The sequence below is a fragment of the Synechococcus sp. RC10A2 genome (assembly GCF_047502605.1).
The window spans coordinates 1-15,591 of record NZ_JANSHP010000032.1 but is presented as its reverse complement, the minus strand read 5'-3'; the positions used below and the strand labels follow the sequence as shown (position 1 = coordinate 15,591).

At 62.0% G+C, this 15,591-nt stretch carries 12 protein-coding genes; 3 read left to right on the top strand and 9 right to left on the bottom strand.

Going from position 1 to position 15,591, the window contains the following annotated elements; all coding sequences use genetic code 11:
- Positions 1–60 precede the first annotated feature (60 nt).
- The 7 genes from NW848_RS03560 to NW848_RS03530 form a co-directional block, all read right to left on the bottom strand.
- On the bottom strand, positions 61–1,173 hold the full coding sequence (locus NW848_RS03560; RefSeq protein WP_011429170.1) for an NAD(P)/FAD-dependent oxidoreductase: 1,113 nt from the start codon (positions 1,171–1,173) through the stop codon (positions 61–63).
- Between the two features lie 33 nt (positions 1,174–1,206).
- A complete protein-coding gene (locus NW848_RS03555) occupies positions 1,207–1,359 on the bottom strand; it encodes a photosystem II protein Y (protein ID WP_011429171.1) in 153 nt (50 codons plus the stop codon).
- 429 nt (positions 1,360–1,788) lie between these two features.
- Positions 1,789–2,790 carry a M14 family metallopeptidase gene (locus NW848_RS03550; RefSeq protein ID WP_414402585.1) on the bottom strand — a complete coding sequence of 334 codons (1,002 nt, stop codon included), beginning with the start codon at positions 2,788–2,790 and terminating at the stop codon, positions 1,789–1,791.
- Positions 2,791–3,083: 293 nt separating this feature from the next.
- Entirely contained in the window at positions 3,084–4,553 is a 1,470-nt protein-coding gene (locus NW848_RS03545) for a glutamate-cysteine ligase family protein (RefSeq protein ID WP_414402586.1), read from the bottom strand.
- Between the two features lie 55 nt (positions 4,554–4,608).
- Positions 4,609–6,558, bottom strand: coding sequence for an alpha-1,4-glucan--maltose-1-phosphate maltosyltransferase (locus NW848_RS03540; RefSeq protein ID WP_206336957.1), 1,950 nt, complete (start codon positions 6,556–6,558; stop codon positions 4,609–4,611).
- 73 nt (positions 6,559–6,631) lie between these two features.
- Positions 6,632–7,984, bottom strand: coding sequence for a TldD/PmbA family protein (locus tag NW848_RS03535; RefSeq protein ID WP_099812554.1), 1,353 nt, complete (start codon positions 7,982–7,984; stop codon positions 6,632–6,634).
- Between the two features lie 153 nt (positions 7,985–8,137).
- Entirely contained in the window at positions 8,138–8,461 is a 324-nt protein-coding gene (locus NW848_RS03530) for a hypothetical protein (RefSeq protein WP_143596990.1), read from the bottom strand.
- A 244-nt stretch (positions 8,462–8,705) separates the two neighbouring features.
- Between NW848_RS03530 and NW848_RS03525 the strand changes: the two genes are divergently transcribed.
- From NW848_RS03525 to NW848_RS03515, 3 genes are all read left to right on the top strand, one after another.
- On the top strand, positions 8,706–9,041 hold the full coding sequence (locus NW848_RS03525) for a TIGR02450 family Trp-rich protein (RefSeq protein ID WP_099884321.1): 336 nt from the start codon (positions 8,706–8,708) through the stop codon (positions 9,039–9,041).
- Positions 9,042–9,347: 306 nt separating this feature from the next.
- Positions 9,348–9,821, top strand: a complete 474-nt coding sequence (gene ispF, locus NW848_RS03520) for a 2-C-methyl-D-erythritol 2,4-cyclodiphosphate synthase (protein WP_011429179.1) — start codon at positions 9,348–9,350, stop codon at positions 9,819–9,821.
- Positions 9,822–10,003: 182 nt separating this feature from the next.
- Positions 10,004–11,785 carry an ABC transporter substrate-binding protein gene (locus tag NW848_RS03515; protein ID WP_099813278.1) on the top strand — a complete coding sequence of 594 codons (1,782 nt, stop codon included), beginning with the start codon at positions 10,004–10,006 and terminating at the stop codon, positions 11,783–11,785.
- A gap of 1 nt (position 11,786) precedes the next feature.
- On the opposite strand, the gene NW848_RS03510 is transcribed toward NW848_RS03515, so the two are convergent.
- The gene (locus NW848_RS03510; protein ID WP_099813277.1) at positions 11,787–13,952 is read right to left on the bottom strand and encodes an amylo-alpha-1,6-glucosidase; all 2,166 of its coding nucleotides are present in this window, start codon (positions 13,950–13,952) and stop codon (positions 11,787–11,789) included.
- An 86-nt stretch (positions 13,953–14,038) separates the two neighbouring features.
- Entirely contained in the window at positions 14,039–15,097 is a 1,059-nt protein-coding gene (locus NW848_RS03505; protein ID WP_414401840.1) for a glycosyltransferase family 4 protein, read from the bottom strand.
- Positions 15,098–15,591: the final 494 nt, after the last annotated feature.

Here is a 15,591-nt window from a genome sequence, read left to right as displayed (position 1 = left end):
ATCCCCCATCCCGCCAAGCTGCGCTGTGGCGGGAGTACCCCGGAGGTTCTGATGGCGCCGTTAGCGGGCGTGCGCAGGGATCCCCAGCATTTCCAGCAAGGTTTTAGCAGCATCCTGGCCGGAGAGCCAGGCGCCTTCTACTCGCTCCCCGGCACACCAATCGCCGGCACAGACCAACGGCAACCCCTTGCCGGCACCGGCAGGGACGTGGGTGCCCAGGCTGGCCAAACCTATCGTTTCCACAGGAAAAGCGTAGCGCCAGCGATGCACCTGCATCCATTGCGGCGAGGCCAGCCAGGGATCCAGCCGTTTGGCGGCGTGATCCAGCAGTTCTCGACCAGCTTTTTCCAACTCGGCGGGGCCGGCATCCAGATACCGCGACGACCACTCCGCCCCCCCGTGCAAGACCACCAGCGGCGGCAAGGGCTGTAGGCGCTTGCTGCTGTCCAGGGCCAGCCAGGCCAGCATCGGATCCTGCAAACACTTGATCCCCTTCCAAGGCGGCAGCGGCGTGCTCTTCGAATAGCCGGCCAAAACGGCAATGCAGGGCTGGTAGGCGGCGGATCCCGGCAGAGAGAGCAGGTTGTCGGCAGGAGGGATCCCCTCTTGCAGCAAAGGCAACAACTGGGGAGCTGGGATTGCCATCACCACTGCCGCGGCCTCGTAGCACTGGCCGTTTTCGGCCTGTAATTGCCAGGTGGTTGCCAGCGGCCTGAGGCCGACCACACGCGTCTGGGTGTGGATGGACAAGGAGGTGGCTAGCTGTTTGGCCAGCGTCGTCATGCCCTGTGGGCAGATGTAGCGGGGTTTCTCGGCGTTGGAGTCCTCTGGGCGCAACCCCTCTCGATCCAGCAGGTGCAACGAGCGCGTCCATTCCCTCAGCAGCCCCAGGCCCAATAGCTCCTTCAGCCAGCGATAAAAGCTGTCGGAATCGGCGGTCAGGTATTGAACCCCGTGATCTACAGGCACTGTTTGTCCGGCATGCTCAACCCGCCGGGTGGCCATGCGCCCACCCAAACCCACCGATTTCTCCAGCACCAAGACCTCCAGCCCCGCCCGCCGCAGTTGCCGTGCGCAGGCTAGGCCAGCCACCCCGGCCCCGACGACAACGACGTCCGCCGACTTTGCGTTGCCCAGGCCTGGCCTTGCCCCCTGGAGATTTTCGTCTGACATACAGGGCCTATCGGCTGCAACCGGATCCCACCTTCAACTCCCGCTCTTGCCAAAGGGGTTGTTGCCCCTTTCGCCGAAGAGCTTGGCTTCCCCCTTGATGGCAGCCTTGATGATGTTGTAAGCGGCCCAGCCAACCACCAAAACAATGGGTGCCAGGACGATCAGCGGACGGAGATCCATATCCATAGTTTCATCCCCCTCTCATCAACGGAGTAACAAGAGCTTCCAGAGTTAGCAACTGCTGGGATCCCGAAGAGCGAAGCTTTTTTGGGGTTTGGGTTTCGCTTTGGGCGGGGTACAACTCCGGAAGAACGGCTATGTCCAGAATAAACCCAGGTATACCTTCTCCCGCTAAGCCCTGACGGACTGGGGCAAAAACCTCCGCTCACGCCAGCAGGACAGGATCCCTGGATGATTTCTCAGAGTTGCTGCTTACTCAGGATCTTCACACAGCCGGAGAGTGGCTGCTTCGCCGTTCCTAGCCCATTCTGCAGCAAGCCCGGCTTCTGGACAAGAGCTTGCCTTGTTGCCTCTTGCGGGGATGGGCCAATCGAGCTAGGCGAGAACGTCCGTCGCTGGCGCCACGTAGACTGCGCCCGAGAGTAGCGCGGAAGTTTAGCCAGCCAGGGAGTAGCGCTCCATCAAGTAGCAGAGGCAATCTTGGCGGATGATGCGGCTGTTGAGGGTGAGCATGCCGGGCATGATGGGCACGCGGGTGCGAATTTCGCCATCTTGGGCATAGAAGAAGCGATCCGCCACATCTTGGCCCTGCTCGTCTTGTACCTCCAGGTGGAAGCCGTTGTTCGTCCAGCCGATGCGGGTGTGGGGAGGGAGCTCCCGAAAATTGAGGAGATCCAAATCGGGGGGAAAGCGCAGGTGCGGGTCGCCCGCCTCTTCCCCAAAGCCGAAGCTTACCTCGTCTGGGATCTTGACGATGGCGACGCTGTGGAACAGGTCGATATCCTGGCTGAGGACGGGGCGTTGCGGCAGCGCCGACAGGTGCAGGCAGGCTTCCAGAAATTCGCAGGCATGTTGGGTGCCGTGGGGCTGATCCGGCTTGCCACATTCCAGGGTTACCGCCGGGCAGAAGCGCCCAAAGGCCATGCTCTGCACCCCTTCCGGCTTGGTGAAGTAGAGGACGGTGCGCCCAAACAAGGTGGCCAGGTGCAGGGTAGAGGCATCCAAGTAATTGACACAGGCGTAGTGGGGGTTGGTGCCGGTGTTGTTGTGAATATCGACGCTGGCAAACACGCCCCGCTGCTGCATCTGCTGCAGGACGGCCTGGGCCATGGCGTGCTCGGGGGTGGAGCCGGGGCCCCAGATGCGGTTGTAGTCCGGTTGGCCGTCCAGGCGCCGTTGCCCGTAGCGGGCGGCCCGCACATTGCCGATGAAGAGAGACAGAGAACGGGGCAGTTCCCGCCGGGTGTAGCGGCGCAGAAGCTGTTGCACCGCCTGCCAGCCGGTGACCTCGTTGCCGTGCAGCAGGACGGATACAAACAGGGGGGGATCCCGCCGTCCCGCCAGATGGATAAGGGTCGGCCCGCCCAAGCGATCCTCCAGCTGATGGGCCTCTAGATCCAGGAGTTGATCCGGCAGGTGGTCGAGAACGGTGAGCATAAGGGTTGGGCAAGCACCTCAACGCAAACCTTTTGGCTGCTCAAGGGCAGAGGGGATCCGGGAAATCGAGCCCTCTCTCTAATTCAGAGCCCTCACCCCCAGCCCCTCTCCCAGCGGGAGAGGGGAGATGGAGATTGGGGTAGCGAACTGTCTCATCCCTAGCTGGAAATAAACAACTGGCTGCCGTGCTTGGGGCTTGGGTCGTCGCCCTGCCCTTTGAGAAGGCATCCCTTCCGATACAGGCATGCCCAGGCGGTGATCTGTCTCCCCTGCCATACAGGGAGAGCGCTTCCCTAGCCGAGATCCCAGGTGTGTACCGGCCGGCCTTGCCGCTGCCGTTCCCAGTAGGCACAGGTCAATTGTTGCATATCTTTACCATGCCGAGCCACGTAGCGGCGCTGCCAGGTGGCCCCATTCTGCCCCGACTCTACCCGGGCGCGGAGAATGCCCAGATACTCCTGGATATCCTGGGGGGCCAAGTCCAGTTGCGCCAAGCCCGCCTCTGCTTGCGGGATCAGCTCTTGCAGCAGCAATTGGCGCAGGGATCCCTGCCAACCGTTGAGCCAGGTGATGGGGGCCTCGAGGCCGAAGCGGGCGGCCGCGTAGAAATTGGCGCGGCACTGGGCAAAGCTCAGCTCCTGCTCCGGGGGAAGGGGTCGGGCTCCCAGGGCTTGCACCAGGCCAAAGTAGAAGGCGGCATTGGCGATCATGTCGGGTAGAGTGGGACCTGCTGCAGCCACCCGCTGTTCAATGCGCAGATGGGGATAGGGATCCACCCCCACCAGAGGGCGGTTCCAGCGCCAGATGGTGCCGTTGTGCAAGCGCAGATGGGCTAGCTCAGTAGGAGGTGAGGCCAGCCTCTGCGGCAACACCACCGGATAGCAGCGTAGATTTTCCCAGAACAACTCCATCAGGGACTCTTGCACATAGCCTTGCCCAAAGGTGACGCGAGGTTGGTGGGTGGGGGCAAGGGGGGGTGGGCCATCCAACGCCTGCTCAAACACAGGGATGCGGGTTTCCGCCCATAGGTCGTGCCCGAACAGATAGGGAGAATTGGCCGCCAGCGCTACCAAGGGGGCCGACACGAGCAGGGAAGCGTTGAAGTAGCGGACCGCTTGGTGGGGGGCCACCTGCAGATGGATTTGAAAAGAGGTGGTGGCTGCCTCCAGCATGACGTTTGGGTGGGTGACCCGCAGCAGGGTGGCAGGCCCTTCGATTGTCAGCCCCAGGGGCGGGATCCTGGAGGGTTGCTCGCGCCGGTGCAGGTTCAGGATCTGCTCGTTGAGGGCCAGATAGCGTTTGCGGGGGGAGATCATCTCCAAGGTTAGCTGCTGCTGCTGCAGCGTGGGTAAAATGCCGATGGTCATCAGCCCTGCCTGCAGTTGCTCGGCCACTCGGCAACAGCGATCCCACCTCTGTTCCAGCTCTTGGCGGAGCTGCTGCAGAGCGGATGCAACCAAAACCTGGGGCCGGCTGTTGAGCTCGATGTTGAAGCGGGCCAGTTCCGGCACCACCAGCGGGTCGTTGACGGCCTCCAGGTAGGCTGAGTTGATCGGGGCCGGATCTCCCTGGGGGGTGACCAGCCAAGCTTCCAGCTCAAACCCGCCCACCGGGGATCCCTGGGCAAAAGGCCGGCAAATGGGATCCAGCCCCGGCAGGCCGGCCAGCCAGCGGTCCAGCAGATCCGTCTCCTGCTGCAGCCGAGCTTTGAACTCGGCAAAGTCCTCTGCGCCAAAGCTGAGGGAGGCAATCTCTTGGCCCATCGAGACAACTCCGCGGCTTTCGTGGATGAGATCACTGCACTGCTGGTATCGGGCTTCAGCTTTCGACGAGAAAAATATGGGCCGGCATCGTCCAGGGATCCAGCTTGATGTAGTTGGTGGATCCCTGCCAGGAGTACTGCTGGCCGTCCAAGAGGTCGATCACCTTGAAAGTTTGCCAGTGTTCCAAACCCAAAGCCCCCAGGTTGAGGGTGACCCAGCCAGATTGAATGTGAAACGGATCCAGATTCACCGCCACCAAAATCCGGTTGCTGCCATCAAAGGTGCGCTTGGAGTAGCAGATCAGGGCCTCGTTGTCGGTGGGGTGAAACACCAGGCTCCAGTCGCTTTGCAAAGCCGGGTTTTGCCGCCGGATCTGGTTCACCTGCGCGATCAGAGGCCGCAAGTTATCCGGCGCGTCCAGATCCCAGTGGCGGATTTGGTATTTTTCTGAGTCCAGATACTCTTCGCTGCCGGGGCGGAGCGGGCGGTTTTCACAGAGTTCAAAAGCGGGGCCGTAGATGCCGTAGCTGGCCCCCAGCGTAGCCGCCAGGATGAGGCGCAGCATAAAAGCCGGGCGTCCCCCCTTTTGCAAAAACTCGTTCAGAATATCCGGCGTGTTGGGCCAGAGGTTGGGGCGGTAGTACTCCCGCATCGGGGTTTGGGTGAGCTCGGTGAAGTACTCGGTCAGGCCCCATTTGTCGTTGCGCCAGGTGAAGTAGGTATAGGATTGGGTGAAGCCCAGCTTGGCCAAGGATTTCATCAGCTTGGGGCGCGTAAAGGCTTCGGATAAAAAGATTGTCTCCGGGTGCTTGGCCTTGATCTCGCCGATGCACCACTCCCAGAAGCCAAAGGCTTTGGTGTGGGGATTATCCACCCGAAAGATGGTTACCCCTTGGTCGATCCAGTATTCGATAACGCTTTTTAACTCCTCCCAGAGGGCCTGCCAGTTTTCCGTCTCAAAGTCGAGAGGGTAGATATCTTGGTACTTCTTGGGCGGGTTTTCCGCATATTGAATGGTGCCGTCGGGCCGCTTTTTAAACCATTCCGGGTGCTCTTTCACATAGGGGTGATCTGGCGAACACTGGAAGGCGATATCGAGGGCGATGTCGATGTTGAATTTTTTGGCCTCCGCCACCAAGCGATGAAAATCCTCCAGGGATCCCAGTTGGGGATGGATGGCCTTGTGCCCGCCTTCTGGCCCGCCGATGGCCCAGGGGGAGCCCACGTCATCCGGCTCCGCCGTCATGGCGTTGTTTTTGCCCTTGCGGAAGGTGCGCCCGATGGGGTGGATGGGGGGCAGGTAAAGCACATCAAAGCCCATCTCGGCAATCTGCGGCAGGCGGGCGATCACATCCTGGAAGGTGCCGTGGGTGTGCTCGTCAGGGCCACAGGAGCGGGGAAACAGCTCGTACCAGGTGCTGAAGCGGGCCTTCTCCGGATCCACCCAGACCCGTCGCTCCGGGTAGGCGGTGACGAAGCGGCGCTCGCCGTAGAGCTGCATCAGGGATCCCAGCGTCGGGGAAAGGGCGATCTCGATAGCTGGATCCCCGCCTTGGCGGAGCATTTGGGCGTAGTTGCGCAACTTCGCCGCCAGATCCCCGCTTTGAGCCTGGGCGGCCCGCTCCACGAGCTCCGCCCCGATCAACAGCTCCACCGCCACATCCTGCTCGGCAGCCACCCGCTTGTGCAGATCCTGCTGCCAGGTTTTGAAGGGATCCACCCAGGCCAGAATCCGGTAGAAAGCTTGGCCGATTTGCGTGACCTGGAACTGGGCCCGCCAGCGGTCGTTGCCGAGGGGCTCCATGAAGATCTCCTCCCAGTCGGTTGCCCCGGCCTGGCGGAAACTGAGCACCGCCGAGAGTTGGTCGTGGCCATCGGCGAAGATGTCCGCCTCCACCACCACATACTCCCCCACCGTCCGCTTGATGGCGTAGCGCCCGCCGTCGATTTCCGGCGTCACCGCCTCGATGATGGCGCGTTGCCGACCTTCCGTTGGCCACATCATGATCCCTCAGCTTGCCTTTGCCTGCTCACAGGCTTGCCAGCCTGCCCTTTCAGAATGCCCAACCGACTTTACGTTAGCCCGCCGTTACCGATACATCTTCGATGCGCAGGGCGGGAAAAGCGGTGGTGCCGTTGAAAACGGTTACCTCTTGTGAGATGGCGGAGATATTGCGCAAACAATCGTAGAGGTTGCCGGCAATGGTGGTCTCCAGGATGGGGCGTTTTTCGCCGCCTTTAACCAAAAAGCCCCCCTTCACCACCCCGGAAAAATCGCCAGTGATGGGGTTGCTGCTGCCGGAAAGCCGGGTGACGATAATGCCCCGCTCCATCGCATACAGCTCAGACAAAGGGGTTGTCCCCGGGGCCACGCTCAAACAGGCCGGCCCCACGCCCGGCAAGCTGCCCGCCCCCCCTGTGGCATGGCCGTTGGACGGGATCCCGGCAGCCCGGCCTTCGTAGCTGTTGTACATGAAGTTGCAGAGGATCCCTTCATGGATCAGGGGGGTAATTTGGCGGGGGATCCCCTCGCGGTCGAAGGGCTCGATGGGGTAGCCAGGCAAGCCCAGCCCCTCGGAAACCAACGTCAACAGGGGGCTGGCGATCAGGGATCCCATCTTCTGCGCCAGCGGGCTTTTGCCTTTGCGCACCGCGTCCGCCCCCAGCACAAAGAGGAGATCCCCCAGAAACTCTTCCACCACATCCGGCGGCAGGACGATGGGGCCGCGGAAGCTCTCTCCCTCGGTAGCTCCCAAGGCCCCCACACATTTCTGGACAAAGCGTTCAAAAGCCCGCTCCAGCGCCGGCACCAGATCCGCCCGCTTCTGGACGCTGTCGCCGTCGTAGGCAAAGCTGCCCACCTCGTCCCCATCGATGGCCATGCCGAACAGGGATCCGCCCGCCTCGACGCTGTGGTAGTTGGCGCGGATGCCGGTGGAAGAAGCAATGGCCACGGTATCCTCTTCTACGCTGAACGAGCCGCTGTCGATGGTGATGCGCGGGTCTTGGGAGCGCACCCACTCCACCAGTTGGGATCCCAGTTGCGTCAGCTCGGCGGCATCCAGTTCCAGCAGGCCCGGGTCGAGGGCAAAAGGCACCTGGGGCAGGGGCTGGGGATCTGGCAGGCCGTTGAGGGGATCCGCCGGCGAAGCCTTGGCCATGGCCACCGCCTCAGCAGCCGTCTCCGCCAGATCCTCAGGGCGGTTGGAGGTGGCAAAGCCCAGCCTGCCGCCGCAGAAAACCCGGATGCCGAACAGGGTCTCGCTGCTGCTGCGGGCCAGGTTGAGGTCATTTTTCTCAAAGGTGACTTCCGTCTCGCGGCCTGAGTTGGCGAACACCTCTGCTTGGTCAGCTCCGGCAGCCAAAGCCTTTTGCACACCCTGTTCGCAGAGATCCAGCAGGTTTTCAGGAGAAATGACGGAGCCGGCCATAGAAAACTTGAGATCCGCAAGAGAACAGTTCTATTATCGACCCTAGCAGCAAGGCCTGCCCCAGGAACGGGGCCCAGAAGAGCGCGCCTGTTTCAAGCGGTTCCCTCAGGCGCCGGGATCCGTTTGCCGGCGGTTTTCCGGATCCCTATCGGATCAGGGCTGCTCCAGGGGCTGATCTGAAAAAAGCAGGGGGGCAATGTTGGCTGCCTGGTTGAGCGGGATCTCGTCGTGGATGGCGTACTGATAGAACTGATCCAGCCGCTGACACAAACCTTCTGGGGTCAAAGCCTGCACGTTGGAGCTGATGATGTAGCTCTGGGCAGGAGAGGCCCGAAAGGCCTGAAAGGCTTTGCGACAAAAGGCCTGCTTGGCCTCAGGATCCGCCTGGCGCCACTCCGGCCCCGTCAGTTTGCCGGATAGTGCCGGCTGGGTGGCCGCCCAAGCGCTGGACGCGACCAGGGGCAGTCCTGTTGCCAAGATCAGGCCAGCCAGGATCAGAAACAGAAGGCCTCCCTTTAAAAATATCTGACGAGAAAAGAACTGAAGCCGTTGCCAGTGTTGCCCCATGGTTGGATAGGCTAAAGGTATCCCTTCGATCATACCGATCGCAGGAGAATCCAAAGCGGACGGCTTCTGCTCGTTTTGCCTGCTCCCCAGGGTTCTTGTAACCGTCAAAAAAGCTTGGCCGATCTCAAAACAATTGCCAGCACCCGTCCGTCCCGTGGCTCGCAGCAAACCCCGCCAAAAACAGCGTTTTCCCCACCTCCTCGGCTCCAAGTGGACTTCCGTTCAGCCGGTGATGGGTTGGCGACATTTTCAGGTCGCCGCCCGCCAAGAGGGAGAAGGGGGGCTGGTGTTTGCCGAGCTGAGGGCCGTCTGCGATCCCCAGGTGCGCCTCTGGGTCAACGCCGCCACCCTCAAGAACCGGGATCTCTGGCAGCCGGGCTGGGCACCGCTGGAAGACGGGATCCCCTGCGGGCGGCAGGATCCCCTTCTGGACAACCCTCTGCCGGCAGATGATTTCCCCCCGCCTGCAGGGATCCCCGGATCCCTCTAGCGCTGTATCCTTAAGCAAGGGGGAGAAGTCTCGGAGAAAAAAGATGCCCAGGTGCGATGTTTGCGGGAAAGAGCTCAGCTACAGCGATTATCAGTGGGCCAAGCGCTGTACCAATCCCTACGGGAAATCCCACCTCATCTGCTTCGACTGCTACAGTGGCTCTTCTTGTCCCATCTGCTACTCCCCTCTCGAGTCGGCAGAATAGAGAGAGGTCGTTCTCAAAAGCCGCTTGTCCTCTCCCCGTGAGCCAAGCTCTTGGGAGGAAGTGGCAGAGGTCTCGATGGTTTTCCCAAGGGAGCCGGAACAGTGCGCATTGGCCAGGGCTATGACATCCACCGCCTCGTCGAGGGGCGCCCCCTGATCCTAGGTGGGATCCGGATCCCTTACGAAAAAGGGCTGTTGGGCCACAGCGACGCCGACGTGCTCACCCACGCCATCATGGACGCTCTCCTGGGGGCCGCCGCCCTGCGGGACATCGGCTACTACTTTCCCCCCGAAGACGAGCGCTGGAAGGGGGCAGACAGCATTCTCCTCTTGCAGCAGGTGGTGCAACTGGTAGGCCAAGAGGGCTGGCGCATTGCCAATGTCGATAGCGTCGTGGTAGCGGAGCAGCCTAAGCTCAAGCCCCACATCCCCGCCATACAGGCCCGCCTGGCCGAGGCCATGCAACTATCGCCCAAACAAGTAGGCGTGAAGGCCACCACCAACGAAAAACTGGGCCCCGTCGGCCAGGGAGAAGCCATGGCCGCCTTTGCCGTCGTCCTGTTGCTGGAACGCTGAGCCGCCGCTTTCTGGGAAGCACCTGGTCATCGCGCTGCCCAAGCTGCCAAACTGGCAAGCAACCGCTTCAAAAGTTTGCCCCAATTGCCGTGCAACCCCCTGCTGCCTCGATTGGGAGAGGGGCTGGGGGTGAGGGGCGCTGGCGGGCCCTTTCAAACTTGCTCGGATACTCAGCCAAGGAAATGGCAGGCCAAAACACCACCTCAACAGAGCAGCTCAAGAGAAGCCTTTTTGTTCCCCTATTCCTAGGGATCCTCCTCCTCTGGCTTGGCGCCTGTGCTGCTCCCGCCCGCCCGCCCCATCTCATTGCCACCGTTACCTCGGATCCCAAAACCTTCAACACCTATCTGGCCACCGAGAGCTCCAGCCGCGACGCCATCGCCTACCTAGAGGCGGGCCTGGTCACCCTCGATGAAGATACCCTCCTGCCCAAGCCGGAGCTGGCGGAAGGCTGGGAAGTGTCTGAGGACGGCTTGCGCTATGTCTTTACTTTGCGGGAGGGGCTGCGCTGGTCGGACGGGGAGCCCCTGACGGCGGCAGATGTGGACTTTACCTTCAACCGCATCATCTTCGACGAGCGGATCCCGACCTCGGCGCGGGATGTGTTGCGCATCGGCGAGGCGGGGGCGCTGCCCCAGGTGCGGGCCTTGGACGAGCGGCGGGTTGAGTTTGTCCTGCCGGAGCCCTTCGCCCCCTTCCTGTTGCAGGCCGGATCCCCTCTCTTGCCCAAGCACATTCTGGAGCCCACCGTGGAGCAGGTGGACGGCCAGGGCAACCCCCTCTTTTTGCAGACCTGGGGAGTTGACACGCCGGTGCAGGAATTGGTGGGGGCCGGCCCCTACGTCTTGCAGGAATATACCCCCGGCCAGCGGCTGGTGTACCGCCCCAACCCCTACTACTGGAAAGGGGAAGGGATCCCGCGCATCGAGCGGGTCATCCTGCGCATCGTGGACTCGGAAGATACGGCCCTGTTGCAGTTTCGCTCCGGCGAGACCGACGTGTTTTCGGTGCGGGGCAGAGACTTTCAGCTCCTGAAGCGGGAAGAAAAGCGGGATCAGTTCACGATTTACAATCTCGGCCCCACCCTCAACAACAATTTCTTTGCCTTCAACCTCAGCCGGGCCCGCAACCCCCAAACCGGACGGCCCTTTGTGGATCCCGTCAAAAGCCGCTGGTTCAACGATTTGAACTTCCGCCGGGCGGTGGCCCACGCCCTAAACCGCCAGTTTTACGTCGAGAGCGTCCTGCAGGGGTTGGGCGAGATCCAGCACTCGGTCTTCTCCCCCGCCAGCCCCTTCTACCTCAGCCCAGCAGAGGGCCTGCCCACCTACGACTACGATCCCGAGAAGGCGCGGCAACTGCTCTTGGCTGCCGGCTATACCTACGACGCCGAAGGCCACCTGCGGGATCCCGACGGCAACCGCGTCCGCTTCAGCCTGATCACCAACGCCGGCAACAACCAGCGGGAGGCCACCGGCGCCTTGATCAAGGCCGACCTGGCGCGGATCGGCATCACCGTGGACTTCACCCCCATCGCCTTCAACACGGTGGTGCAGCGCACCGACAGCCGCGACTGGGAAACCTTGTTGCTGGGCTTTGGCGGCGGCGGCACCGAGCCCAACAACGGCTCCAACATCTGGCGCAGCGATGGCCGCCTGCACCTGTTTAACCTGGGGGATCTGCCCGGCAACCCCGCCGAAGGGGTGGAGGTGAGCGATTGGGAGCGGGAGATCGACCGCATTTTTATCGCAGGGGTGCGGGAGCTGGACTTTGAAAAGCGCAAGGCCCTCTACGACCGCTTTCAAGTGATCATCCAGGAACAACTGCCCCAGATCGGCACCTTCAATCCCCTGGTGCTCTCGGCCCTGCGCAACCGCCTGCAAGGGGTGGATCCCCGCCCCATCCTCGGCCCTCTCTGGAACCTGGATCAGCTCTCCATCCAGGACGTGCTGCAGGAGCGGTAGCCTACCTCACCGTCAGCTCCACCTCCCCCGTGCTTCTAAGGACGTTGATCCCCACCCCTCCTGCCTGGAGATACAGGCCGATGTCCAGGGATCCCCGCCCCACCTGAATGTTCTCAAGAGTTACATGAGGCAGCCATAGGGGCAGGGTGGGCTGAGTCAGGTGCACCCGCTGGGCCAGCCCGTCGATCTCCAGGCCTAGGCAGGCCTGCAGCAGCAGGAACACGCTGGCTGCCGCCCAAGACTGGGGCAGACAGGCCACGGGGTAAAGGGTGGGGCCCTCCCGCTGGCGCCGGCGAAAGCCACAGAACAGCTCCGGCAGCCGCCGCAGCTCCAGAAACTGGCTGGCATCGAACAAGGCCGTCAACACCTGGGCCGCTTCCGCCTTGTAGCCATAGCGGGAGAGCCCGGCTGCAATGAGGGCGTTGTCGTGGGGCCAGATGGAGCCGTTGTGGTAAGACATGGGGTTGTAGCGCCCTTCCCCTTCCGCCAGCGTGCGGATCCCCCAGCCGCTAAAAAAAGCCGGCTCCACAAGTTGGCGGGCAATGCGCTCGGCATGCTGCGGGTGGGCGATCCCGGAAAACAGGCAGTGGCCCATGTTGGAGCTGCGCACGCGGCAGGGCTGCTTGCGCCCGTCCAGAGCCAGGACATACCCCCCCAGCTCCTCGCACCAAAACTGCTCCCAAAACCGCTGCTGCAGCTTTTCTGCTTGCTGTCGCAGCTGGGCTGCCTGCGCCTGCCGCCCCAACAGCTCCGCCATCTCCGCCGCCAACCGCTTGGCCTCGTAGGCGTAGCCCTGCACCTCGCACAGGGCAATGGGCGGCTCCGCCAGGGATCCGTCGGCATGGAAGATGGCGTCTTCCGAATCTTTCCAGCCTTGGTTGCGCAGGCCCCGCCGCGCCTTGCCGGCATACTCCAAAAAGCCGTCGCCGTCGGGATCCCCGTAGGTGTCCATCCAGCTCAGGGCTGCCTCGATATTCGGCCACAACTGCCGCAACAGCTCGAGATCGCCGCTGCGGCGCACATAGCGCCCCGCCAGCACCACAAACAAAGGGGTGGCGTCGATGCTGCCGAAATAATTGCCAAAGGGGATCTCGCGGGTCTTGGCCATCTCGCTGTAGCGCTGCTCGTGCAGGATCTTGCCCGGCTCGGCATCGCGGCTGGGATCCACCTCCTGGGCCTGGTGGGCCGCCAGGTACAGCAGCACTCCCCGCGCCAAATCGGGAAACCACCAAAGGGTGGCTAGGGCAGTGATCAGCGCGTCGCGGCCAAAGACTGTGGCAAACCAAGGTACGCCAGCGTGGGGATAGAGCCCATAGGGCGTGCGGGCCAGCATCATCACCAGGTCGTCCCGCGAGGCGTTGAGCCACTCGTTAAACTGGGCGTTGCCAGTGTCGATGCGGTGGGCCAGAGCTCTTAGCGCCGCCCGATGCTCCCGCTCCGCCTGCAGGGCCTCCTGGTAGCTCAAGAGCGGGATCTCCTCGCCGCCATAGCTGCAGACTACCCGCACCTCCAAATCCCGCTCCTCCTGGGGCGCCAGCGGCACCCACCACTGCGCCAGCTTTTCCGAGACCACCTCCGGCGCAGGAGAAAACAAGATCCGGGTTTGCCGCTCCACCCCGTCCAGGCCGCGGTAGCGCAAAGTTACCCCTTCTGAGCTCACCTGGGGTGGCAGCACTTGTCCCCGCTGCGAGCGCCGGATGCCGCGAATCTCAAACATATCGGCAAAATCGGCCTCAAAGCGCAGGGTCAGCGGCACCCGAAACGGCTCCGAGCCGTAGTTGTGGATGCGAATCCGCTCGTAGGCCACGTTGTTCCACAAAAAAGTAGTCCGCAGAACATGCAGGGTATCTTGACCGATAAACTGCCCCTTCGAGGTGGTGAACTCGGGGTTGGTCAGATCCACCGCCAGAATATCCTTGTCTTCTCGCACCTCCGAGCTAAGCAACAAAAACTGCTTCCCCTGCAAATCCAAGACCAGCCGCGACAAAAAGCGGGTATCATCCCGAAACAGGCCGTGATCCCGGATGCCGAGGGGGCGCATGTTGCCCAGCCGGTCAAAGATGGCAAAGCAGTTGTCCTGCTTGAGGACGTGGGGACGCGCCTCCACCAGCGAAGCGCTGGCGCGGATGTAGTACTGATCCTGAATCTGAATAATGTCTTCGGCCATCTCGGTCTTCCCAATATCTGGCCCAAATAAGGCGAAAAAGCGGTTCCCAAACAGCACCAGCTTCCACTGGGCAGGGTTGGCATCTGTTAAGCCACCTTTTTCGAGATCTCCTGCCGCTCGTTCACCAGTTGCCGGTAGAGGGCCTCATATTCCGACACCATCCTCTCGACGCTAAACCGCTCCTCAAACACCTGCCGCACCCCGGCTCGGTCAAGGGATCCCACCTTTTCGATTGCCTCTACGGCCTCTTCCACCGAATCGACAATAAAGCCGGAGCGGCTGTCCGCCATCACCTCAGGCACCGAGCCAAAGCGGGTGGCGATCACCGGCGTGCCGCAGGCCATCGCTTCGATCATCACCAGCCCAAAAGGCTCCGGCCAGCGGATGGGAAACAGCACCGCATAGGCCTTGCCCAAGAACTCGCTTTTCTCCTGTTCGGTGATTTCCCCCACGATCTCCACATTGGGGTGGCGGCTGGCCAAAGGCTTAATTTCCAACTCGTAGTACTGGCGATCCACCGCGTCGATCTTGATAGCAGCTTTCAGCGGCATCCCTGCCCGCGCGGCAATTGCAATGGCCGTGTCCAGCCCTTTTTCCGGCGAAACCCGACCCAGAAAGGCCAGGTAATCCCCCTTTTCTGGATAGAAACGGTGGAGATCCAGGGGCAAACCATGGTAGACCGTCCCCACCCAGCGCGCCTGGGGCAGGGGCCGCCGCTGGGCATTGGAGATGGAGACCACCGGAATGTCCTGAAACTCAGTGTAGAGAGGCTGCAGCTCCGGGATGTCCAGTCGCCCGTGTAGGGTGGCCAAAAAAGAGACTTGAGGATGGCGGCGGGCCAGGGCGTAGGGATAGTAGTCGATGTGGCCGTGGATGATGTCGAACTCGTCGGCCATCTGAAAGGCCTTCTCCACCATCAGGATGTGGGGCGCCACCGTGTCGATGGCCGTGGGATCCAAGCGCAGAGCCCGCTCCCGAAAGGGGATCAGGCGGGCTTGGGTTTGGGAGTCGCCGCTGGCAAATAGAGTCACCTCGTGCCCGCGCCGCACCAGCTCTTCGGTTAGCCAAGAGACCACCCGCTCCGTGCCGCCGTAGAGCTTGGGGGGCACGCTCTCGTGCAACGGGGCAATCTGAGCAATGCGCATCGTTATCCTCCGAACTAAAAACTTGGCAGCCGTTCGGGGCTGTTGGCTGCGCCGAGCTGAAAGGCGCTTTCCGGGCGCTGATCCCGGCAGCACAGTTGTTTGACAGTCGGTCGCAGATTTTCTTGCTGCTAACAACCCCTTGGCTAAAGCAGGATAAAAACAGGATCCAGTCAGAGCCAGGTTTAGCCTCTATGCTAGCCGGCTGAGCCTGCTACAGGGGCTGGCAAGAAAACACCCCAATTCCCGAATCTGGCCGAACTTTTCCGGGATCCCTGGAGGGAGAAACGTCGGCGGCGCCTCTTGCAAACCCTAGCTTACCCCCGTGCCGGAGCCCAGCAGCCTCCTCAACTTGCAGACCTTGAACACCTGCTGCCCGGCAAGCATTTCAAAAACAACCTCGGCTCCCCAGACAGCCAAGGAACTGTCTCCGCTGGTTAGGTGGGCCTAGGCGTTGGGGTGGGCGAAGGGCTGGGACGAGGGGAAGGGCTGGGCGA